This is a genomic window from Cohnella phaseoli (genome assembly GCF_003386235.1).
In the GTDB taxonomy this organism is placed as follows: Bacteria; Bacillota; Bacilli; order Paenibacillales; family Paenibacillaceae; genus Cohnella; species Cohnella phaseoli.
The window spans coordinates 35949-58201 of the sequence record NZ_QRDZ01000002.1; the positions used below are offsets into that span (position 1 = coordinate 35949).

18 protein-coding genes are annotated in these 22253 nt (G+C 56.2%); all 18 read right to left on the reverse strand.

The window, feature by feature from the left end; all coding sequences use genetic code 11:
* Positions 1 to 63: 63 nt before the first annotated feature.
* The 18 genes from DFP98_RS02365 to DFP98_RS02450 all read right to left on the reverse strand — a co-directional run bounded on the left by DFP98_RS02365 (position 64) and on the right by DFP98_RS02450 (position 22207).
* Positions 64 to 1026, reverse strand: a complete 963-nt coding sequence (locus tag DFP98_RS02365) for an NAD(P)-dependent alcohol dehydrogenase (RefSeq protein WP_116058966.1) — start codon at positions 1024 to 1026, stop codon at positions 64 to 66.
* 97 nt (positions 1027 to 1123) lie between these two features.
* Positions 1124 to 3655, reverse strand: a complete 2532-nt coding sequence (locus DFP98_RS02370) for a winged helix-turn-helix domain-containing protein (RefSeq protein ID WP_342772447.1) — start codon at positions 3653 to 3655, stop codon at positions 1124 to 1126.
* A 108-nt stretch (positions 3656 to 3763) separates the two neighbouring features.
* Positions 3764 to 4783, reverse strand: a complete 1020-nt coding sequence (locus DFP98_RS02375; RefSeq protein WP_246016386.1) for a FecCD family ABC transporter permease — start codon at positions 4781 to 4783, stop codon at positions 3764 to 3766.
* Positions 4780 to 5769, reverse strand: coding sequence for a FecCD family ABC transporter permease (locus tag DFP98_RS02380; RefSeq protein ID WP_391574460.1), 990 nt, complete (start codon positions 5767 to 5769; stop codon positions 4780 to 4782). Before DFP98_RS02380 ends, DFP98_RS02375 begins: the two co-directional genes overlap by 4 nt.
* A gap of 52 nt (positions 5770 to 5821) precedes the next feature.
* A complete protein-coding gene (locus DFP98_RS02385) occupies positions 5822 to 6838 on the reverse strand; it encodes an ABC transporter substrate-binding protein (protein ID WP_116058968.1) in 1017 nt (338 codons plus the stop codon).
* Positions 6839 to 7149: 311 nt separating this feature from the next.
* Positions 7150 to 8136, reverse strand: a complete 987-nt coding sequence (locus DFP98_RS02390; RefSeq protein WP_116058969.1) for an ABC transporter substrate-binding protein — start codon at positions 8134 to 8136, stop codon at positions 7150 to 7152.
* Positions 8137 to 8280: 144 nt separating this feature from the next.
* The gene (locus tag DFP98_RS02395) at positions 8281 to 9096 is read right to left on the reverse strand and encodes an AraC family transcriptional regulator (protein ID WP_116058970.1); all 816 of its coding nucleotides are present in this window, start codon (positions 9094 to 9096) and stop codon (positions 8281 to 8283) included.
* A 138-nt stretch (positions 9097 to 9234) separates the two neighbouring features.
* Positions 9235 to 10365, reverse strand: coding sequence for a glycoside hydrolase family 88 protein (locus DFP98_RS02400; RefSeq protein ID WP_116058971.1), 1131 nt, complete (start codon positions 10363 to 10365; stop codon positions 9235 to 9237).
* A gap of 46 nt (positions 10366 to 10411) precedes the next feature.
* Positions 10412 to 11050: an SGNH/GDSL hydrolase family protein gene (locus DFP98_RS02405; RefSeq protein ID WP_116058972.1), complete on the reverse strand. Its 639-nt coding sequence runs from the start codon at positions 11048 to 11050 to the stop codon at positions 10412 to 10414.
* A 32-nt stretch (positions 11051 to 11082) separates the two neighbouring features.
* Positions 11083 to 13425: a glycosyl hydrolase family 95 catalytic domain-containing protein gene (locus DFP98_RS02410; protein ID WP_116058973.1), complete on the reverse strand. Its 2343-nt coding sequence runs from the start codon at positions 13423 to 13425 to the stop codon at positions 11083 to 11085.
* Positions 13422 to 15056, reverse strand: coding sequence for a response regulator (locus tag DFP98_RS02415; RefSeq protein ID WP_116058974.1), 1635 nt, complete (start codon positions 15054 to 15056; stop codon positions 13422 to 13424). Before DFP98_RS02415 ends, DFP98_RS02410 begins: the two co-directional genes overlap by 4 nt.
* Positions 15040 to 16797 carry a cache domain-containing sensor histidine kinase gene (locus DFP98_RS02420; RefSeq protein WP_116058975.1) on the reverse strand — a complete coding sequence of 586 codons (1758 nt, stop codon included), beginning with the start codon at positions 16795 to 16797 and terminating at the stop codon, positions 15040 to 15042. The genes DFP98_RS02415 and DFP98_RS02420 overlap by 17 nt, the downstream gene beginning before the upstream one ends.
* Positions 16798 to 16848: 51 nt before the next feature.
* Positions 16849 to 17742 carry a carbohydrate ABC transporter permease gene (locus tag DFP98_RS02425; RefSeq protein ID WP_116058976.1) on the reverse strand — a complete coding sequence of 298 codons (894 nt, stop codon included), beginning with the start codon at positions 17740 to 17742 and terminating at the stop codon, positions 16849 to 16851.
* A 26-nt stretch (positions 17743 to 17768) separates the two neighbouring features.
* Positions 17769 to 18665: a carbohydrate ABC transporter permease gene (locus DFP98_RS02430; protein ID WP_116058977.1), complete on the reverse strand. Its 897-nt coding sequence runs from the start codon at positions 18663 to 18665 to the stop codon at positions 17769 to 17771.
* Positions 18662 to 20086, reverse strand: coding sequence for an ABC transporter substrate-binding protein (locus DFP98_RS02435; protein WP_116058978.1), 1425 nt, complete (start codon positions 20084 to 20086; stop codon positions 18662 to 18664). The genes DFP98_RS02430 and DFP98_RS02435 overlap by 4 nt, the downstream gene beginning before the upstream one ends.
* A gap of 112 nt (positions 20087 to 20198) precedes the next feature.
* Entirely contained in the window at positions 20199 to 20480 is a 282-nt protein-coding gene (locus tag DFP98_RS02440) for a glycoside hydrolase family protein (RefSeq protein ID WP_246016387.1), read from the reverse strand.
* 251 nt (positions 20481 to 20731) lie between these two features.
* Complete coding sequence (locus DFP98_RS02445) at positions 20732 to 21664, reverse strand: NAD(P)/FAD-dependent oxidoreductase (RefSeq protein ID WP_116058979.1); 933 nt, start codon at positions 21662 to 21664, stop codon at positions 20732 to 20734.
* Positions 21665 to 21721: 57 nt separating this feature from the next.
* The gene (locus tag DFP98_RS02450) at positions 21722 to 22207 is read right to left on the reverse strand and encodes an RrF2 family transcriptional regulator (protein WP_116058980.1); all 486 of its coding nucleotides are present in this window, start codon (positions 22205 to 22207) and stop codon (positions 21722 to 21724) included.
* Positions 22208 to 22253: the final 46 nt, after the last annotated feature.

Here is a 22253-nt window from a genome sequence, read left to right on the forward strand (position 1 = left end):
GCAAAAGTGACGCAGCAGGGGAGGTGAAAGGTGCCCCTGAGCGGGTTTTCAGACACGCCCTAATCAGATTACGATAACAACGTTGCCTTTCTTGCGCCCGGTATCTACGTAACGATGAGCCTCGGCGGTTTGCTCCAGCGGATAGCGCCGATCAATAACGGGCTTGAGCGTCCCGGCTTCGCACAGCTCGCGCAGGAAAGCGAGATTTTCTTGGTTCTGCATTAGGCCCGCCGTGACGAACATGGCTTTGCGTCCGCCGAATACGGCCGTTCTCAGCATGTTGAACAAGATGGACCCGGACAGTACCGTGGATAGATAGATGCCCTGTGGAGTCAACGCGCGCTTGCACTGGCCATAGGTGCGTTTGCCGATCGCATCGAAAATGACATCGTAGATTCCGGCGTTTACGGTGAAATCTTCCTTGTTGTAGTCGATGACCCGATCGGCTCCCATCGCTCTGACCAGCTCCGCGTTGCCTGCGCTGCATACTCCGGTAACCTCTGCCCCGTAATACTTGGCCAACTGCACCGCATAAATGCCCACCGCCCCGGAAGCCCCGTTGATGAGCACCTTATGTCCGCTTCTTATTTTGGCTTTGTCTCTCAAGAAAATAAGCGCGGTGAGCGCGCCGTCGCATATGGCGACCGCCTCTTCGTACGTCAGACCGGCAGGCTTAACGCTCAGCGGGGCCTTCTCCGGCAAACACACATACTCCGCGTAGGCGCCAAACGTCTTCGCGCTTAAGCCGAACACCTCATCTCCGACCTTGAACGAAGCGACATCGGCTCCGACCGCTTCCACCTCGCCCGCCAGCTCGGCTCCCAGAATTGAATATTTTGGCTTCCTCAAGCCGTAGATGAAGCGAATCAACAACGGATCGCTTTTGCGAAAGGCGCAATCCGAGGGGCCTACGACGCTCGCGCGTACCCTGATTCTGACTTCATTGCTTTTGGGAACAGGCTTCTCCACCTCTTGCAGACGAAGCACCTCCGGCGTTCCGTATTTCGTGCACACGATCGCTTTCATCCCAACACCTCCGTATCGACTAACCGCAGTCGACCGTAGTATACCTGCTGGACAAGGGGGCCGTGTAGCTACTTAAGTATCGTTACCGGTTTTTTCTCTATAGCAGCCCCAGCTCGCGTCCGCGGGCAACCGCCTCGGTACGTCTGCTCACCTGCAGCTTGTCGAAAATGTTGCGATTGTGCCCTTTCACACTGCTGAGCGCGAGAAACAGCCGCTCGCCAATCTCCTGGTTCGAGAGCCCCTGCGCCACAAGCCGGAGCACCTCCAGCTCCCGCTCGCTGAGCGGCTCAATCAGCGGCTGAGTATGCGGGATAGCGGGCCCGAACGCCGCCAGCAGCTTGGCAACATAAGCTCGTTTGATTCCTCGCTCATGCGCTATGGACAGCAGACGCTTCATCGGTTCACCCTCGTCGATGAAAATCCGTATGAACCCGCCCGGTTCGGCCATCGCCAATGCGACTCGAAGCAGTTCAGTCGCCTGCTTCTCGTCGCCTGCCGCATGCCGCACGAGCGCCTCGACGATCAAAGCGCTTAGCCGCTCGTCCTCCCAGCCCGCCTCCTCTATCCGCTGTCGCAGTGGCATCAGCACGGCCAATGCGGCGGTCCAATCTTTCCGAGCCCAATCGATGCGCGCTTGGCATAGCGGAAGCTCGTGCGAGCCGATCTGCTCGGCAGCCGCCTCCCAATCGCCTTCGCGCAGCAGCAGTTCCGCCCGAGCGGCGGCGATTGCGTGCATCCGGTGCGAGAATCCATGCTGCCTCACGAGCAGCTCCGCTTTTGCCACGGCCGCCGATGCGCCTGCCGAATCTTCTTGCGCCAGCTTCAGGCGGAACAGGAGCAGCTCGCAGGCCAGCGTCCTGTCCGTGCTCTCAAGCAGCGGCGCAAGCCGTGCGCTCGTCTGCCAATGCCGCCAAGCGACGTCAAGCTCGTTGCGCTGGTAGCCGATGCGCGCCAAGCCGAGATGGGCCTCGCAGACTGCGGGCAGCGCCGCATCCCCGACCTTCAGTAGAACGTCGCGATATGTCTTCTCGGCTAGCTCTAGCCGATTGGCTTCTTCCTGCACGCTGCCAAGGCCAAGCGCCGACATAACGCCAATAATGTAATGTCCGATCCTCTCGCTGACCGCGAGCGCCTCGGTATAAGCCCGGCCGGCCGCCGCGCGATCTCCGCGCAATTGATAAGCATAGCCCAGCGACCAGGTCGTTGCGGTGCGGACAGGCAGGTTGTCGGGATGCAGATTCTCCAATGCGAGACGGGATTGCTCCAAAATGGCGTCCGCCTGATGCATCGCGACCGCTATGGTCGCCCGAATGGAAGCGATATGCCCGACCAGGTCGCGGCAGCGATCGTCCGGCTCCATCATCCGCATGACGGCTTCGACGGTTTGCAGCATCGGCTCCACGTCGGCGAGTCGGCCGACAAATAGCAGCGCCGAAGCGTACATGACTCCGAGCGCCGGTCTGGCGCGAAGTTCGGGCTGAGGCAGCGACTGAAGCCAATCCAGCACTTGAGCCGCCGCGCCGCGAAACAGTAAGGGCATGCCCCTACCTTCGATCAGGCGCGCGGCGCGATCGATGTCTCCGGCAGCCGCGGCATGACGGAACGCTTCCAGCTCGGAGCCGTCTTCCTCATGCCAGATGCTGGCGCGAGCATGCAATTCCGCCTCGCCTCCGCTCCGACGAAGCCGCCGTCGCAGCAAATCCGCGAACAAATGATGATAGCGATACCAACGGCGTTCGTCGTCCAGAGGAACGATGAACAGATTGGCCTGCTCCAGCATCCGCAGCATCGTCTGTCCGTCCGGCTCACCCGTACCTGTATCAAGCATGGCGTCACACAACGATCCGCACATGCGCTCCAATACGGAAGAACGCAACAGAAAATGCTGTACATTTTCCGGCTGCCGCTGTAAAACTTCTTCTATTAAATAGTCGACGATATGCGGAAGGGTCCCGTCTCCGGCAAAATCCCGAACAAAGCTGTCCGCGTCGCGACGGCCTCGCGCAGAAAGCGCGGCCAGCTGCATTCCGGCAATCCAGCCCTCGGTGCGGGCCTCGAGCAGAGCGACGCTGCCGGGAGACAGACCGAGCGCCATCGCCTGATTGAGAAACAGCGAAGCTTCGGCCGGATTAAATCTTAAATCCTGAACCCGCAATTCCGTTGCCTGATCCCGCACGCGCAGCTTGGACACTGAGAAACCCGGGTCTTTGCGAGAGGAAATTACGATATGCATTTGCGGAGGCATACTTTCCAACCAAAATAAAACGGCTCTATCGATCAGTTCGTTCTCAATGACATGATAGTCGTCGAGCATGAGCACCATAGCCGTTTCACAACCGATCATTTCATTAATCAGCGTCGTCATAACCGCTTCCAGCGGGGGCAGCTGGGAAGATCGCAGCGCACCAAGCGCGCTTTCTCCGATATTCGGCGCAACCGTTCTTAAGGCCGCGACGAAATAAGCGAGAAAACGCGCCGGATCGTTGTCCCCCTCGTCCAGCGACAACCAGGCAACCGGCCGTTCGCATGCGGCAAGCCACTGGCCGGCAAGCGTCGTCTTGCCGAAGCCGGCCGAAGCCGAGATCAACGTCAGCTTGCGATGCAGCCCTTCATTCAGCCGCTCGGTCAATCGAGGCCTGAGCACCGCCTGCGATCTGGGTGGGGGCATATATAATTTCGTAGATAGAATGGGTATCGACATGGCTTCATTATAAAATCGGCCGCTTTCCCCCGTCAATCAATGCTTCGCCAATAGGTACAGGAAATAAGGTGCAACCAGCACTGTAATGATGACGCCCGTCGGTACGTCCGCGCCGAAGCTGACCGTTCTGCCAATTGTGTCCGCAAGCAAAATAATAATCGCGCCGACCAGCCCCGAGATAGGCAGCATCGCCTTATGTCCGGAGCCGACCAGCCGACGGGCGATATGCGGACTGATCATGCCGACGAAGAAAAAGTTGCCGCCGAGCGCGACGCTTCCTGAGGAGAGCGCTACCGCCGCAAGCGCCAGACCTATAAACTCGCGCCGAATCGCCACGCCAAGCCCGGATGCGGCATTGTTGCCTAGGTGGAGCGTATCCAAGGTGCGGGATTTATAGATGACGTAGAGTCCGATCAGCACGATCCACGGCAGCAGCACGGAAATATACTTCCAATCGTCGCCCCATAGACTTCCCGCCTGCCAGCGCAGCGCGAATTCATACTGCTTCTCGTCCAGCTTCAACGTAATGGCAAGCGTCAGCGCACCATACCCGCTGCCCACGGCAACGCCCGTCAAGATGAGACCGGTAGGCGAAATTTCCCTGCCCCTGCGATAAGCCAGCAGGAAAATCACTCCCGCCGCCGTTATGCCTCCTGCAAAAGCAAGTACAGGCAAGAGGAACGGCGCGAATAAACCTTTAGCCGCGAACAGAGTAATATACAGCAGCACGAACAAACCGGAGCCGGAGCTGATGCCAAGCGTCCCCGGGCTGGCCAGATCGTTCTTCAGCAGCGTCTGCATAATAGCGCCTGCCATCGACATGCCGACGCCGACCAGTACGGCCAGCGTCATCCGCGGCAGACGAAAATCGAACACGATCAGATTTTGCTTGTCCGTCCCTTGTCCGATCAGCACCTTGAGCACTTCCGCCGGAGTCAGGTTCATTTTGCCGATGTTCATGCTCACGAGCGCGATCGCCAGCAGCAGTCCGATTAGCAGCAGAAGTATGCCGAATGACCGCGCAGAACCGAACTTCGCAGATGAGGTTCCGTTCAAGAAAACTCCCTCCTTTGCTTGCGCACGAGGTACAGGAAGTACGGAACGCCGATCAGCGCAAATACGATTCCGAGCGGCGTTTCATGCGGCCGATTCATCATTCTGCCGAACAGATCCGCCCCCATCAAGAAGATCGCTCCGTATAGAGCCGCTGCGGGGATGATGTGCCGGTAGTTGACCCCGATCATGTACCGGACAATATGGGGGACGATCAAGCCGACGAAGCCGACGGGCCCGACTACGATTACCGCCAGCCCCGTCAGCACCAGCACGATGACCGTGGAAGCTCCCATCACCCACTTGACGCGCAATCCGAGCCCGGCCGCCATCTCCTCTCCGAAGCTCAAAATCGTAATCGCCGGAGACAGGGCGACCGCTCCGATCATACCGGCCGCGAATAGAGGCGCAATGTAGGCCAGCTCGATCCACTTGGCCCCCGCCGTGCCTCCGGCCGTCCAGTAGTCGAGAGCTTGACCGATGTTGTATTTGATCGCCAAATACGTGCTGAACGATCCGAACAGCATCGAGATCGAGATGCCCGCGAGCACCAGACGCTGCGGCGTCATTCCCCGCTTCCCCACGTACGCCAAATAATAAGTGATCCCGGTCGCGAATGCGGCACCGAGACAGGAGATCAGCATGGTCTCCCCATAGGTGCGGTCGGGCAGAAAAACCATGCACAGCGCGATGGCGAACGTCGCCCCCGAGCTGATCCCCATCAGTCCGGAATCGGCAAGCGGGTTGCGGGTCGTCCCCTGCATAATGGCGCCGCACACCGCGAGGCTGCTGCCGACGATCATGTCCGCCACTGTCCGGGGAAAACGGAACGTATGAATGACCTGATGCTCGGTAATGCCGGGATCGAAGCGGAATACGGCTCCCCATGCCAGCTGCAGGCTCATCTCGGCTGCCCCGAACGTTATCGAAGCGGCGGAGACGAGCGCGAGCAGAACGAGGCCTATCAGCATGAAAAGGCCGAAGCTCATAACGCCGTTCCGATCATTAACGCTTGCTTTTGCCATGGTCAGCCCCTTCGGTTCACTTGGACAGCGCCAACAGCTTATCCATAATATGATCCAGTTGGGCGGTCATGCTCATTACGTCGGAATAGTAGAACAGACCGACATACTCCCCCGGAATTTCAACGATATGGCCATCGCGTACGGCCGGAATGCTTTTCCAGATGTCCGTCTGCGCATATTCGGAGTCCTTGCCCTCGGTCAGAAACCAGAGCACGTAATCTCCGAAGTATTGGGAGGCGACCTCGTAGGAAAGCGAATCTCGCCCTTTGCCCGAGCTGTCAACGAGCTGCTGCAGCTTCTCGGGCTTCTTGAGGCCCAAGTACTCGTACAACAGCGTACCGCCGCGCGAGCCCGTCTCGTACATAACGCCGTAGGAATCGCCGCCCCAATCCTGAAGAATGCTGAACGTCTTGTCTCGAAAAATATCCGAGGTCAGCTTCTCCTTCGCTTTGGCCAGCTTGCTCTCGAACGTCTGAATCGCGTTTTTCGCCTCCGTCTGCCTCCCCGTCGCCTCTCCGAGGAAAGCCAGACGCTCCGTCGTCTTAATGTCGCCCTCAGGCACGACGACCACCGGAGCGATCTTGGACAGCTTCTCGAAATCCTGCGGATCGTAGGTAATGATCAAGTCGGGATCGTACTTCATCAGTTCCTCGGGCTCCCACTTCTCGATCGCCGGGATTCCTTCGAACTTGTCGAAGAAAGGCATCGTCTCCTGCGCCCATCCGCTATATGCGACCGGTTTAAGTCCAAGTGTAAATACGTCGCCTACGTACCAGTTGACGATAATACGCTGAGGATTTGCCGGAACCTCGACTTCTCCGAGCGCCGTCGATAGTTTGCGCGTACCGTAGGGTACCGCTTCTGCGCTGCCGCTCGGAGAAGCCACTGCATCGGAGCTGGGTGGGGATGCTTGCGGCGTATTGGAATTTGCCGACGAGGCGCTATTTGCGGAGTTTCCCGAATTGCCGCAGCCTGCCAGCAAAACGAAGCTTGCCAGGAGCATGCACAACATACTGCCAATCTTTTTCTTCATCTTAGACTCTCCCTTTTAATGAAAATGATTCTCATTATCAATTACATGAATTATTCTAGTGATTTTCCTCCCATCTGTCAAACTGTAAAATTGTGAGCGATATCTTCCGCTTAGGCCCTACTTGGCTAAGCGCATACAGAAAAAGGGGCTGTCTCATAGGCAAAAGTTGCTTAGATAATCGATAAGTAAAGTAAGGTGTATATACCTTTCACCTTGTTCATCGATTATCTTTTAGTGCAACTTGAGGTGCCTATGAGACAGCCCCTTCTTTATCGATCAGACGTCATGGCGGCCAGCGCCAGCGCTGCAACTTAGTTCGCCTTGCTGAATATATCGACGATGGCGTCGATTCCGTAATCCGTTGCAACCGGAGCTTCCCTGGCGAACCAGGAACGGTCCACAATGAATACGCGATCGTTTTTCACCGCATTAATGCTGTCCCAGACCGGACCTTTCAATTGCTCCTTCACCATCGTCTCCGACGTTGTATCCGAGCTTTTATCCACGAAGATAAACAGATAATCCGGGTTCAGCACCGTCATGCCTTCCAGTCCGACCAAATCTTCCCCGTCCGGATAAGGCTCCGGCACCTTCAGACCCAAGCCGGTTTCCTGGTTGGTTGGCGTAATGTTTTTATTGTACAACCAGAAATTTCCGTCGCTGTTGGCCGTGCAGAAAATAACCGTCTCGTCGGCCCCCACCAAATCCTGTAGCTTCTTGCGCGCTTCGGCGATTTTGTGATCCAGATTGGCGATGACCGCTTCGCCTTCCGTCTCTTTGCCCAGGATTTTGGCTACTTCTCTTATGCCCAGATTGCGATCGCCGCCGGTTTCCATATATCCGAGGTAGACAACGGGGGCAATCGCCTTCAGTTGATTATAGGCGTCCGCATGATATTCCGAAGCCGCAATGATCAGGTCGGGCTCAAGCTCCAAAATTTTCTCTAGGTTGGGGCTGTCGTACTCGCCAATATCGACAATCTCTTTGCCTTGCGTATAGGATTGATAGGCTTCCCATTGATTAAACATCGCGTCCGCGCCCGCAACTCCGATTGGCTCGGAGCCAAGCGCAAGCAAAATATCCGGGAACAGCACGTGCATCAAGGTCACGATTTTTTGCGGCTGCTTATCGAGCACGACCTCGTGTCCCAGCGCATCGACATACGTACGCGGCCAAATCTGCTCTTCCTTCGTCGCCGGTTGATTCGCCTCTTGCTTATTTTTCTCGGATGCCCCGCATCCCAACATGAACATCGTTAATAAAATAAAAGTGCCTGCCAATCCCCATACTCTGTTCATTGCTCATTCCCCCAATTTCGTCTCACGATGATATTGATTCTCAATTTCATTCGTGATTGTAGCAAAGAAAGTGAAAATTGAGAATGAACGAATTGACAGCTTCCATGTACATATTCGGAATCGGACTTGAGAAGCGGCGACACCTTAACCCTGTTTCCGAAATTCAGTCGGCGATATTCCGGTATGCTTCTTGAAAATGCGGCTGAAGTAAAAGCTGTCCGAATAACCGACCCATTCCGCCACCTGCGCGACCGAACAACTGTAATTTTTTAACATTTCACGCGAACGCCCGATTCGCACACGGGTCAAATAATTCATCGGACTCATGCCCGTCTCCCGTTCGAACAAATACGTAAAACGGCGACGATCGTATCCGAACTGCAAAGCCAGCTTCTCTACGGTGAGCGGCTCGGCGTAATGCTCCCTTATATAATCGGCCGCCTGAGCCATCATTTTGCTGTTTTCATCCCGAAACTGCCGATTGATGGAGATGACCATCTCGTAGATTAAATTGAAAAAGGTGAGTTTTGTTCTGAGTGCGGCCATTCTGCCTGGCGTGTTATACTCCTGCAAGAGCTGCTGGGCGAGTTCGAGCGTTCTCCCGTAGTTGTCCATTCTGACGCAAAAATGCTCGTGGTGCAGCGGATATCGGGCGACTTCTTCCGCGGGCAGCCAATAATGGACAACCACAAAGCTGCAAGACCGCTCGCTCAGTGCTTCCTTGCATAACTCCATGTCTGGCCCTCCGTGCGCAATCGTCCCGGGTTCAATCTCGTAGGGACATCCATTAAAGGTAAAACGGGCTCTGCCCTCTATAGGAAATACAAGCCCGCCGTATCCTTCGGCTGTTCTTCGTTCGACGCCCAGGATGCCGGGCTGCAACGTCTGCTTAAACACATCGCCGAAAATGACCGGCGCTTGCCCGTAGTATTCCGCCAATTGATTGACATGAAGATCCACGTCCGAAGCTCTCCTCCCATGAAACCTTGTGCAATTGGATTATATCAGCAGGATGTCGAGAAATAAACGATACGCAGCAAATTAAAAACAACCCCTCGAAGCGAATCGAGGGGCGTGGTATAGGGTTTGTTCTATTCCTCAGAAAATTCCCGGATCGCGTCCCGCCAGCTTAGCGAGCGCCTCTACATAGAAGTAATCTCCGTAGATCAAAGAGACGTCGACGTTTTCGTTGGTCGGCTTGTTGCCCGTGGCGTGCAGCAGAATGGCTTCGTGATCCGGGTCGTCGAAGCTTGAATAGTCGTTCGTTAAGGAAGATAGTATTCTCTTGGCGGAGTTTAAGTAGAAATCGCGTTCCTCGGGCGTAACCTGTCCGGCGATTTCGATGAGACCGGATGCCGCAATCGCGGCCGCAGAGCTGTCGCGCGGTTCGTCCTGCAGCGGTGTCGCCCGAAAATCCCAATGCGCCACGCCATCGTTCGGCAGCGAGGCCAGGAAATAGTGCGCAACCCTTTTCGCCGCATCCAAATAGCGCCTTTCCCCCGTATACCGGAACGTGTTGGCCATCCCGTACAGCGCCCATGCCTGCCCGCGGCTCCAGGAGGAATGAGGGCCGTGTCCTTGACCGCCAAGCGATTCGATGAACGCCCCCGTATGCGGATCAAAGCTGACGATATGGTTGACGGAGCCGTCCGGACGAATAAAATGCTCCAAAACGCTATCGGCGTGCAGCGAAGCGATATGGCTGAAACGAGGATCGGCGGTTTGCCTCGATGCCCAGTACAGAAGCGACAGGTTCATCGTGCTGTCGATGATCGCCCATCCGAGCTTGTCTTGATTCCATGCGCGAATGAATTTGCCGACCGGATTATAGCGGCCCGCCAGGAAATTCGCTGCCGCAAGTCCTCGTCTTAGGCTGTCCGGATCTGCCGTCCGCTTAAACTTGGCCACCGCCGTTGGCAGAAACTGAAAGCCTACGTCATGATGGAAGTTGTGCTCGGGGTGCAGCATGCGCAGCTCGATGCGCTCGTCCCAGCCCGACGCCGCCTCCTTGTAGTGCGCCCTGCCCGTCAAGTCGTACATCGTCCACAGCAAGCCGGGCCAGAAGCCGGAGGTCCACCAGCAGAGCCGCATATCGTCGTATTTGCCGTCTTTGCCCGCGACGTGCGGCGAGCGGTCGCCGATCCGTTCGACCATCCGGGTTGCTTTGCGATCCAATCGTTGGATCAGTTCGTTCAGTTCGTTCAGTTCGTTCATCGACAGAGTGTTCATTCCCATCTTCTCCTTTACCTGCAATGCGAGTCGGCTTGCGCCTGTCTCATATTGCGACTCCCATGGCCTGCAGCCAGGCTCGGGCGATTAAGGCATGACCTGCCGGAGAAGGGTGTACACCGTCCGGCGCCCAGTCCGCCGAGGATGCCTTTGTCGAAGCCTGGGCAAACAGGCCGTCCAGCGGCACCAGGTGCGCTCCGAATTCGCGCGCAAGCTCTCGTACGATATTGATCTTCGGATCCAGGTCCTCGCGCCACTGCTTGCGATCTTCCGGCACGGGGAGAACAAACGGCTCAAGCATAACGATCTTCGCTTTCGTCATTTGGCTCGTTCGTTCCAACAGATCGCGGTAGCCGGCCGCGAACGTCTCGACCGAAGTCGGGTCCTCTCTATCATAACGGCGCCAGCAGTCGTTGATGCCGATATAGATCGATACCCAATCGGGCTGCAAATCCACGCAGTCCTGCTGCCAGCGCGCCTGCAAATCTTTAACGCGATTGCCGCTAATGCCGCGGTTCAGGAACTTGGCTCCCAGCTCCGGAAATAACGCATTGAACCAGCCCGCAGCCATCAGCGCGTAGCCTCTGCCCAGATCCGCGCCGTTGCTCCGATCGCGTCCGGCATCCGTAATGCTGTCTCCTTGAAAAAGCACAATATCCCCTTGTTTGATCAGCCGTTTTTCCATGAGCTCCGTCTCCTTCGAAGCTTGCTTTAATTTTATTCGATTGGCAGTCCGTATAGCCGCCACGGTTTCCGTCCGCCGTAAAAGTGATGCATTCGCGGATCGTCGGCAACAGGAACGATAGAGAAGTCCGGCATTTCCCCATCCGGGAACAGCAGCGCTTCCTCGCCCGCCTGCAGCGCGATCCGGACGACGCCTTCCGTCGGCTCCAACGCAACGATACCGCTATCCGTCTTCGCCTGTACGGCACCCGTCCATCCGGTCCGGACCAAACAAGGCTCGCCCGCCATACTTTTGATACGCACCAATACCGTATTGCCGCCCCGACGAACCGCGCCGACCAGAAACGCGCCTTCCGCGCGGAGATCGTGGAAGGAACAATCCCGCCATGCATCCGGCACGGCCGGAAACACCCGAATCGTACCGTCCCAGCTTTGCAGCAGCATGTCGTGAAGCGCCTCCGCAGCGGCTAACGGCGTCTCGATTACCGGTCCGGCTTCTTTGTACATTGTGTTCGGAGTAATCATATGCAGCAGCGTTTGCAAGTACGCATTGGCTTCGTTCCCCAGGCCGAGCGAGGCGGCAATAGATGCCGCAGCCGTGAACGTGAAGCCTCGCAAGTCTCCCTCGCGCGCAACCCAATGTCTGAGCGACCGAAGAATCAGTTCCCGCTCCCCCGGCTCTTCCCCTCTCAGCAGATGCAGCGGGAAGACGGCCAGCAGATGGCTGAAATGCCGATGCCCGAACGCCAGCGGCACGTCGCGGCCAATCATGAACCCTGTCTCATCCGTCGGATATGGGGCCAGCCGCGTTAGCACATCCTCCCACTTCTCCTGCAGCGGGTCTTCGATTTTCAGCCTTTCGCATGCATCTAACAGCGTTTCGCAGCCCCATCGCAGCAAAGCCAGGTCGTAGTGGCAATCGGCAACCTTCAGCTTGGCGAATGAACCGTATTCGGGCGAAACCGTCGGCGGCAGATGAAGCTGCCCGTCCCCCTCTTCCTCCAGCAGGTGAAGGTAGTATCCGACGCTGCGACGCAAGAGCGGATAGAGCGTGTCCCGCAGCAGCTCGTCGATTAGATTGCAGCGATAGTGACGCCATACCGAATGCAGCAGCCAGGTGAGGTTGCCCACCTCCTCCTCTACCGGAATGTTCAGATCGTAGCTGCCGCTCCGGCCCAAACCGGCCGAATCGTGCCGGCAATGCTCCGGCACGTTGCGAACCAACTGCTCCTTATGTTTGCGAAGCCCGCGGATGAGCGATTGGCCGAGATCCAGCCGGTTGGCCGCATAGACGGGAGAATAGCTCATTTGTACATTCATGTTGAACCATAGGCCGGGCCACGGAGTCGAAGTTAGCCACGGGCCTTGGTTGTCCAGTACCAGCGAGTCCGAACGCATCGCGGAGCCGAGCTTGTACATCTGAATCCAATAGAATCCTTCCAATCGAGTGTCGGGAATAGAGAGGAAGCTTCGCGGATAATAGTCATGCCACCAGCGGCGATGGACGTTCAGCCAGGAGTCCCAATGCGAGCGAACAGCCTTCTGTACGGTCTCGATGGCTTCCGTTCGGGCGCTTGACGATACTCCGCGATACACCGTCAGAAAACAGACCCGCGACTCTGTGCAGCCGATCTCGCTTGAGGACCTGCATCCCTGCTCCTGCTCCATATCCTCCTGATCCTGATCCTTCTGTTCCTGATCCTGATCCTCCAGTTCCTTTACCTCATCTCGGCCGCCCGTATGCCGGCGCGTTAATTCTTGCCAAGCCGTGACGCAGCCTTCATCCGCCTCGCGATCGTAGCTCTGAACGCCGACCGACACGCCCCGCTCCTCGGAACGTTCCACCACAATCGGTGGCGTATAAGGATTTACGTAATCGCGATCGGTTTGCAAGTGCACCGGATGAATCTCAGGATAAGGGTACCAGTGCAGGCGGGCGTCCTTTTCTCCCTCATCCGTGTCGCACTCCACTACCACGACTGGCTCGACAGCATGCACGAAGGCGCGCAATCGAACCTTGCCCCGCGTAGTCGTCAGCTCTGCTCTTATCTCCGCGTCCCATAGAACGAGCCGGATTTCGAGCGGCTGATAGATCCAACCGGACAGCTTCAACACGAGCTCGCCAATCGGCACCCGGATTGCCGATCCGACGTCATCGGGAGCGCTTGCCGTCACTTCCGTACTGCCCAGCACAAACCGCAGCGAGCCGCGGCCGGCGCGGTTTTCCTCTCCGTAAATCATCGCTCCCAGACGGCCATTGCCGATAAACGCGCCTTCCTCCCAAGCAACCGGCTTCACGGTCCAGAGCGGATCATGCTTGCCCAGAAAAGATTGCCAATCCACCTTCGACCTCATGCCGGACGGCCGTTCCGTCATTTTCCGCCGCCTCCCATATAGGTTTGTTTAAATTCGGAAGGCGTCATCTCCGTATGCTTCTTGAACACGTCGCTAAAGTAACGCCTCTCCATGTAGCCGAGCGATTCCGCGATTTCCTGTACCTGCAAATCCTCAAGCAGCAGCTTCTTGGCCCGCTCCATTTTCTCGTGCGTGACGAATTGATTAAAGGTGCTGCCCGTCGTCTTCTTGAACAGGTTGGCAAAATAACTGCCGCTCAAATGCACTTGTCTAGCCACCGTGCCGACCGTCAATTCCTGATGCAGATTGCCTCTGATGTAGCGGATCGCCTCTTCCACGATCTTCTCGGCTTCCGAACGATTTCCCCGTTCGATCAGGCTGCAGCCTTGCAGACATAAGCTGCACAGGTGCGAATGCAATTCCTGCAAGGAAGGAGAACGAGCCATTCGCCATTCCCGAACGCCCGCGTCCAGCTCGGCAAGCTGCGCGTACGGCACCTTCTCCTGAAAGGCGCGCAGCATCGTAAACGCGATTTCGTACGAGAGGCTGACTCCGTATTCGGGGTCGGGCAGCGGAACCGCCGCCGACAGCTCCTCATAAACCGCGTCCAGCAGCGCCAATGCGCGCTCCCGGTTGCCGGACTGCAAGGAAAATACGAGCTCCTGCTGCCTTTCGCTCGCAAACGATTGCGGCATCATCCTCTGTCCGGAGACGTCCTGATAGGCGAATACGCCATTGCCGCCCGTATAGAAATGATAGGACAGCGACAGGACAGCTTGATCGTAAGACAGCGACAATCCGGTCATATCCGGCACGCAGCCGCCGACGCCGATCGAAATCGTAAACCGGGTATACTGCTCGATGTTCTCCCGACACGCTTCCGCGATCAACGGACCGTGGGCTTCCGTCGCCGTATTCATTACGACGACGAAGCGGTCGAGCGATTCGCGAAACACGATGCCCTTCGTATAGGCCGATATCGTCTCTTCTACGATATTTTGCAAGGCGAACCGCGTAAGCTCGACCTCTCGAATGGACAGCTCCTTGCTTTCCTCTGCGAAGCGGTCGATCTCCAGCAGCAAAACCGTCAGGCGCTCCGGCTCCATATCGATGTCCAGAAACTCCCATCTGCTGCGAGCCTCGTCCGCGTCCGCCCGATGGCGGATGAGCAGGTGAAAAAATTCCTGGCGCAACACGGGCATGCTTTCCTTGACCTTGAGCTTCATGTCCCGAAGCTCGCTCTCCCGTCCCCGATCCATCTCCACCGCGCGCTTTGCCTTCAGCAGCGCCTCCCTCACCTGCTCCAGCGAGAACGGCTTGGCAATGAAGTCGAAAGCCCCGAGCTGAACGGCATGCTGCGCGTATTCGAAATCGGTAAAGCCGGTCATCAGCAGCACCTTGCTGCCCGGCAGCATTTCCTTGGCTTTGCGGGACACCTCAAGACCGTCCAGCTTCGGCATCCGGATATCCGTGAGTATTACGTCCGGTCGCTCCCGTTCGATCATCCTCATGGCGTCCTCTCCGTCGAACGCTTTTCCGCACACGGTCATGCCCATCTGCTCCCAATCCAGCTCGGCGGCGATCCCTTCGACCACGCTGCGGATATCGTCGATCAAGATCACGGTAACCGTCCGATTATTCCCGGGTGTCATCGCATTCTCCCCTCGGTATGGCAATCGTTATTTTCGTAAACATGCTCTTTTGGCTGTCGATCGTCAAGCTTGCTTTTCCGCTGTATTGCAGTTGCAGCCTCCGCTGTACGTTGTACAGCGCATAGCCTTTGAGCGGCTGCCCTTCCGCAGGGGCGGACAGCTGCATCGGCAGCTGCATGCCTTCTCCGTTATCTTCAACGATCAATCGCAGCTGCCGATCGTCCTGCTCCGCCCGAATTCGGATGCGTCCTCCTTCGGTACGGTTTTTGAAGCCGTGCAGAATGGCGTTCTCGGCCAGCGGCTGCAGGAGGATCTTCGGCACGGGCTGCTGTTGATCCACGCCCGGATCGATCTCGATCTCGTAATCGAAGAGCTGCTCGTAGCATTGGCGCTGGATTTTCAAATACTGCTCCACATGCATCAATTCAAACCCGAGCGGCGTCAGCTCCTTGCCCTTGTTCAGTCCGAGCTGGAACAGCTTGGACAGCGACAGCACCATATCCTGCACATCGGCCAGATGCTTCGTCTGACTTTTCCAGTAGATCGTGTTCAGCGTATTGTATAGAAAATGCGGATCGATTTGCGCTTGCAAAGCCTTCATTTCGGACTTGCTCTTCTCTTGCTCGGCCTCCTGCACTTCCCGGAACAGCCTTCCCAGCTCCTCCAGCATCCGATTGAATCGATAGCCGAGCTGCGAGATTTCATCCTCGAACTCGCTCTCGTAACGAACGCTCAGATCGTTCATCTCCACCTTCTTCATCAAAAACTGCAGGCGGTTCAGCGGCTTCAGCAGCAGCCGGGTCAGCATGTCGGAAAAGGCGAAAGAAACGAGCACGCACCCCGAAATGATGGCGATGATCGTCCATTTAATCGAATCCATCTGTTTAAATAAATCGGACTTCGGCAGGATGCTGAACAATGTCCAGTCGTCGAAGCTTTTTAACCTTGCATAGCGGACCAAATAATCTTTGCCCTCGGATACATAGTCGAAATACCCTTGCTCCTGACCCAGCGAACGGAGAAAACCGGCGTCCCCGGTCAATTCCTGTAACAGCGGCGAGTCGGAACGAAGCACGTCCGTACCGTCTCGCGTCGCCAGCAGAAACTGCCCTTGTTCCCCGTTTCCTTGGCCGAGAACCAATTCCTTCAGCGCTTGCTCCTTCACGTTGGCCACCACGTAAATATCGTCGGTGAAATTGGCCGGGATGCCTTCCATAACAAACGAGACGACCCGCTCCCTGCCGGAAAAGAACGCATCGTCATGTCCTTCGAACCACAACTTCCTTTGCTCCCGTTTAATTCGTTCGTACAGCGGAGAATCGTAGAACGAAGATTCGAACAGACGGCTCTGACTCGTCTGATAATAGTCTCCTTCCGGCGTCGCCACCAGAATCGTATGGATAATCGGTTCATATAGACGCGTTTGCACAAACGTCGCCTGCAGCGCGGACAGGTGCGTGTAGTAATTTTCCACCTCGGTAAAATTGCTGTCGAACCCGAGCGCCCGGCGATAGGCGGTGTTCACCATCATCGAATAGACGGAGGACATGATCCGATTCAATTTTTCGTCGAGCACCTGCGAGGTTTTGCTTAACGTCGTCTGGCTGAACCGATAGGCGTTCTTCTCCACGACATCCGCCGCGATCCGGTACGACAGCCATCCGGCCGCCGTAACCGCGAGCACGACGATCAGCATGAACGCCATCCAAATTCGGCGGCGAAAGGAAAGACGGTAAATCATGACGAGCCCTCCATCTGGGGAAGCGGTGTATTCGAGTTAGGATGCGGTTACTTATCCCTTCAAAGCGCCGGCGGACATTTGCATAAACATTTTGTTCGCCAGTACGTACATGACCAGGATGGGCAGCATCGACAGGACGGCCCCCGCCAGCATCAGATGGCTTTGCACGGCTCCTCCGTAACCATAACGCAGGTTCGCCAAGCCGACCGTCAACGGCATTAATTTCGGTTGGGTCATCGTGAAGACAAGCGGCAAAATGTATTCGTTCCAAGCGCCCCGGAAGGCAAACAACGCGGATACGCCAAGCGCGGGAGTCAGCAGCGGCAGCACAATCCGAACATAAATGTACCCGAATCCCGCTCCGTCAATCATCGCGGCTTCGTCCAGCTCGCGGTGAATGCCCTTCATAAAGCCGAACAGAATGAAGAAAATGAACTGATGGCCGGCGACCAGCAAAATGATGACGCCCCAGAGCGATTGATGCAGGCCAAGCTTCACCATCAAATTAAATTGCGGCTTCAGGACGATCACGCCAAGCGCAATGAACATCATCATCGACTGCAGGAAAATGAACATTCGCTTGCCGTGAAACTCTCTGCGGTCGACCGCATACGCGGCCATCGAAGCGACCAGCAAAATGCCGATCGTCGAGAGAACGCTCAGAAAGATGCTGTTCCATGCGTACAGCGAGAAATTCGCTTCCTTCCAAGTATACGTATAGTTGCTCCACTGCCAATCCTGAGGCAGCAAAGACGTGCCTGCATTCAGCTCCGAGTTTGTCTTGAGCGAACCCAGAATCGCCATGACGATCGGAAATAAGACCAGCACCGCCATCACGATCAGAAAAGCCCAAAGCGTCAACCGGCCGCCCAGCTTGCTCGCGGCTCGCCCGAAGCTGAACGCCGATTTCGAATTCGGTTTCGACGCGGCAACTCCCGCTCCCATGCGTCCACCTCCCGATTGTCCGTACATCAGTAGATGCGGCTCGTTTTTTTAGAATAGTAGAAATACGCGGCTGTAATGAGCCCGACAATGATCGCGGAGACGAAACCGACCGCGCTGCCGTAACCGATATCCTGCGGAATCGATTCGCCCGTCGACACCGGGAACAGCAATTTGTACATATACAAGTACATGACTTCCGTCTTCCCTGCCGGCCCTCCGCCCGTAAGCACCATTATGCTCTCGTAGCCTTTAAGCGCCGTAATAATCGCCAGCATCATAATGATCTGCAGCACGGGGCCGAGCATCGGCACCGTAATGTAGCGGAACCGCTGCCAGCTGTTGGCTCCGTCGATCTCCGCGCTCTCCAGCACGTCCTTGGGAATGCCTTGCAGCCCTGCGAGGAACAGCAGCATGTTGTTGCCGATGGCTCCCCAGGCTGCCACCAGAATCGCCGTGAACATCGCCAGATCCGTCCCCAGCCAGTCCAGCGGCTCGGAGATGACCGTCGTCATTTTCAGTACCTGGTTCAACAATCCGTTATACGAGTTGAAAATAATATAAAATACGACGGACATAACGGCGGTGCTGACAACGGTGGGCATGAAGTACACGCCCCGCAGCAGCTGCCGGCCGCGGAGCTTGCCGTTGAGAATAACGGCAAGCACCAGGGCAAGCGGAATCGTGAAGAGCAGCTTTCCTCCCGCGTAGACGAACGTGTTCAGCACCGATTCCCAGAACAGCTTGTCTCGCATCAGACGTTCGAAGTTGGCCAGACCGCTAAAAACCGGCTCTCCGTAGCCTTTGTAATCGTAAAACATAAACCGCAGCGCCCACAGGATCGGATAGACGCCGAATACGAGCTTCAGCACGAGACTGGGCATGATGAATAGATAAGGCTCGGCGCTTCTTCTCCAGGTTCTCATTGAGCGGCGCCCTGCAGCTTGATCGGATCGAAGTCCGGCATCGGCTCGGCTTTGATCGTACCGGCCGCCTTCTCTTTATCCAACGCGGCATTGTAGCGGGTGTTCAAATCTTGCGCGATGCTGTCGAAATCCCCGCCGACCAAAATATATTTCATGAATTCTTCCTGCCATGTCTTTCCTTCCGGACTGAACCCTTGCGGAGCTGCCGGCCACATGCCGTCATACGCTCCCGGCAGGAAGTTCTCGATTCCCGCGATATCCGGCTTGTTCGCTTTCTGGGCTACAGACGGTACGGACAGAATGCCGAGCCCGTTCTCTTGGTAGCCGATCAACACTTCTTCGCTATACATGTAGCTCATGAACTTCCAGGCGGCTTCCTTATTCGCCGACTTGCTGCTCAGCGCCAGCCAGCGAGACGCTCCGACGCCTTGATTTACGATGCCCTTGTACGTGCCGTCGATCGTCGGCGGCAGCGCCGCATCCCACTTGATTTTGATCGGGAACTGGTTTTTATAGACGCCGGGTTCGGAAGAGTAGGACAGGTACATTCCGATCTTGCCTTCGGCAAATTGCGCTCGCAGAGGATCGATGTCCAGCGATTCGGAGCCAGGCAGCGTACTTCCGTTGTCTTTCATTTCCTTGAACGCGTCGATGACCGGCTTATAGCCCGCGAAGTCGAATTTGCCGGTTTTGAAATCGTAGCCTTGTCCGGGCACGCCGCTTAGTTCGGCAATCGGCACGGCCGATCGCCCCAGCGCGCTAGCCGGATTTTTGTACGGCAGCGCGAAGCCGTAAAGCCCGTCTTTTTTACCGACTTCCGTAATTTTCTTGGCGGCGTCGACCATTTCGGCCAGCGATTTTGGCGGCGAGGCGATACCGGCCTTCTCGAACGCCTCCGCATTGTATACGAGCCTTAACGTGGATCCGCTATTCGGCAAGCTGTAAATATTGCCGTCTACCATATTATAGCCTTCGATGAACGCCCGGTCGCCGAACTGCGTCTTGATTTCCGGCGTCAAATAATTGTTCAGCGGCTCCAAATAGCCCTTCTTCGAGTGATCGATAACATCGGTTGCCGAGAACACGTCCGGCGCCTGATTGCTCGCAAACGCCAGATCGAGCGATTGAGCGAAGTTTTCCGCCATGATGGTCATTTCCACTTCAATGTTGTCCGGATTGGAAGCATTAAACTTGTCGATCGCGCTCTTGACGTAATCGGCGTCATGACGGCCTGCCGTCCAGTAAATGATTTTGGTTTTCTCTGCAGACTTGTCCGATGCCTTAGCCGTCTCGCCGGGCGAAGCCGCCGGCGCCGACGAGGACGGACTTTGGCTCTGTTCCCCTTTGCCCGAGCAGGCTCCCAGAATTAGCGTCAGCGCTGTGCTCACAGCCAGCACGGCAGATAATTTTTTTGTTTTCATCGATTGACTCCTCCTTGGTGGATAAGATCTCTCAAGGACTATCCTACTCTCTATTGGTGGGATTGGGAGTGCGGAAAGACGATGCTCGAGGGAAGATTAACGACTTTTCGACCTACGTCGCATTCCCTATGGAGCGAGCGGAAACACCTGATTCCACGTTTGCGGGCAGCACGACCTCTTGAAAATGATACGGACCTTCCGGCGTATCCGCAACCGCCCTCACGATTTCCGACGCGACGATCCACCCGGGATGCATCGGCAGCCAAGTCGGCCAGCGTGAAGCAAACATATGGAATCGTCCTTCCTCATCTTTCACCACAGAGCCGCACCATACCCAATAGCCTTCCATCCGAAATCCGCCGCCCATCGGCGCGGGCAATAGGTTAAAGTTCATTTGGCATCCTCCGGTCGTTCTCATTCCATGTTATCAAGACGTTGCCGGGCGTCAATGCGCATTCGCTTGGTTCCGTCCGTCCCCGTCCTGTCACCTTAACCTAGCTCCTATACTCATATCGGCGGGAGAGGCAAAACGACTGTGTTGGGATAAAAGAACACTTTTTGGGGATTGCAAAAGAAACAACCCCTGTGAATGCTGCTCACAGGGGTCATGCTTTATGGAATATGACCGTTCAGTTGGAAGAGAAATCAATCCGGTGTCGTCGCAGATTCGTTGTGCCAAGCTTCCGCATTCAGCTCGTTGTTTACAGCCGCAGCGGTTGTTGCTCCCATGGCGGCTGCGGCCACGGCTTGATGCATCCTTGAGACCGCATCCCCGGCGCTGTAGATGCCTGGAACGCTTGTTTTCCCGAGCAGATCGACCTCAATCGTTCCCATCTCCGTCATCGTGCATCCTAGCGTTCGCGGCAAATCCGATCCCATAACCAGCTCCGGTTTAAAGAAGATGCCTCGGCATGGAACGGTCGTTCCGTCTTCGAGAACAACTTGCCGAACGATCCCTTCTTCGGAGTCAATATGGCGAATCGGCGATTCGAACTTAGGCACTCGATGTCGCCGCAGCTCGTCGCGTTGATCGTCCGTCAGTTCGTCCGGGCCATTGGTACAGATGACAAATCGATCCGTCCAGCCGGAAATGAGCGGCGCAAAGTGCATAAGCTCGGCTCCCTTGTTAATGATCACAAGCGGCTGATCTCTTAATTCCCAGCCGTCGCAATAGGGGCATACGAAGGCGCTCCGTCCGTAAACCGCCGTCAGACCGGGAATATCGAGCGGTCGATCCTTCATTCCTACTGCGAACAACAGCTTTCTGCTCGTCAATATGTTTCCTTGCGCAGTTGCTACCTGGAAATGACCGTCCGCGCCCGAGATCGACATAACCGTATCCGCCAAGAAGGAAACCGATGGATAGGCGCCGATCTCCTCCCGCGCAATTCGCCGAAACTCGCTGGGACGGACTCCGTCGCGAGTAAGGAATCCATGAGTCTCCTGCGTCACTGCGTTACGCGGTCGTCCTTCGTCGATAACCGCCACTTTTTTCCGCGCCCTCCCCAGCACAAGCGCCGCATTTAATCCCGCCGGTCCGCCGCCGATAATCGCCACATCGAAAAATTGTTTTTCCACCCTTATCCTCTCCCTTTATGGATCTTCAATATCCACAATTAAAGTACAAGAAGCTCATCACTTCTTGTCTGTCTGCCAAGCTCCGCTCTTGTAAGCCTCATCCAGCACAAATTGGATCGTGTGCTCTCGCAAATATTGATGCATATGCCGTTCCGCGCCGTTCATCACTTTCTCGACCAAGCATCCGCTTGGCCTCGAACGCTCCGAGTCCGCACCGGCTTCTTCCTCTTCTCCTAACAGCTGATGCTGCCGCGAACTCGAATTTGAACATTCGAACATCTGCTGTCTTCCCTCAATGACTTGAATCACGTCAAGGAAGGTGATCTGCTCCGCAGGACGCGCAAGCTCATAACCTCCGTTCACGCCCGGTACCGCCCGCACAAGCCCGTCCTGCCTCAGCTTGGACATAATTTTGGACAAATAGCTTTCCGATACGCCGAGCATCGCGGACAGCTCCTTGATTCCGACGTTGTTCCTCAGCTCCGGACGTCCCAGATGAATCAAAGCATGCAGCGCATAATCCGTGCTTTTGGAAAATTGCATCCCCCCCGTTCTCCTCCCGACCTCCATAATGTAGACCTGTGATATC

What these genes read in the sequence shown, in the direction of transcription:
- DFP98_RS02365 (WP_116058966.1), bottom strand. Translation starts at nt 1,026, where the DNA reads ATGAAAGCGATCGTGTGCACGAAATACGGAACGCCGGAGGTGCTTCGT.
- DFP98_RS02400 (WP_116058971.1), bottom strand. Translation starts at nt 10,365, where the DNA reads ATGAACACTCTGTCGATGAACGAACTGAACGAACTGAACGAACTGATC.
- DFP98_RS02420 (WP_116058975.1), bottom strand. Translation starts at nt 16,797, where the DNA reads ATGATTTACCGTCTTTCCTTTCGCCGCCGAATTTGGATGGCGTTCATG.
- DFP98_RS02435 (WP_116058978.1), bottom strand. Translation starts at nt 20,086, where the DNA reads ATGAAAACAAAAAAATTATCTGCCGTGCTGGCTGTGAGCACAGCGCTG.
- DFP98_RS02425 (WP_116058976.1), bottom strand. Translation starts at nt 17,742, where the DNA reads ATGGGAGCGGGAGTTGCCGCGTCGAAACCGAATTCGAAATCGGCGTTC.
- DFP98_RS02440 (WP_246016387.1), bottom strand. Translation starts at nt 20,480, where the DNA reads ATGAACTTTAACCTATTGCCCGCGCCGATGGGCGGCGGATTTCGGATG.
- DFP98_RS02430 (WP_116058977.1), bottom strand. Translation starts at nt 18,665, where the DNA reads ATGAGAACCTGGAGAAGAAGCGCCGAGCCTTATCTATTCATCATGCCC.
- DFP98_RS02385 (WP_116058968.1), bottom strand. Translation starts at nt 6,838, where the DNA reads ATGAAGAAAAAGATTGGCAGTATGTTGTGCATGCTCCTGGCAAGCTTC.
- DFP98_RS02410 (WP_116058973.1), bottom strand. Translation starts at nt 13,425, where the DNA reads ATGACGGAACGGCCGTCCGGCATGAGGTCGAAGGTGGATTGGCAATCT.
- DFP98_RS02450 (WP_116058980.1), bottom strand. Translation starts at nt 22,207, where the DNA reads ATGCAATTTTCCAAAAGCACGGATTATGCGCTGCATGCTTTGATTCAT.
- DFP98_RS02405 (WP_116058972.1), bottom strand. Translation starts at nt 11,050, where the DNA reads ATGGAAAAACGGCTGATCAAACAAGGGGATATTGTGCTTTTTCAAGGA.
- DFP98_RS02415 (WP_116058974.1), bottom strand. Translation starts at nt 15,056, where the DNA reads ATGACACCCGGGAATAATCGGACGGTTACCGTGATCTTGATCGACGAT.
- DFP98_RS02390 (WP_116058969.1), bottom strand. Translation starts at nt 8,136, where the DNA reads ATGAACAGAGTATGGGGATTGGCAGGCACTTTTATTTTATTAACGATG.
- DFP98_RS02380 (WP_391574460.1), bottom strand. Translation starts at nt 5,769, where the DNA reads ATGAGCTTCGGCCTTTTCATGCTGATAGGCCTCGTTCTGCTCGCGCTC.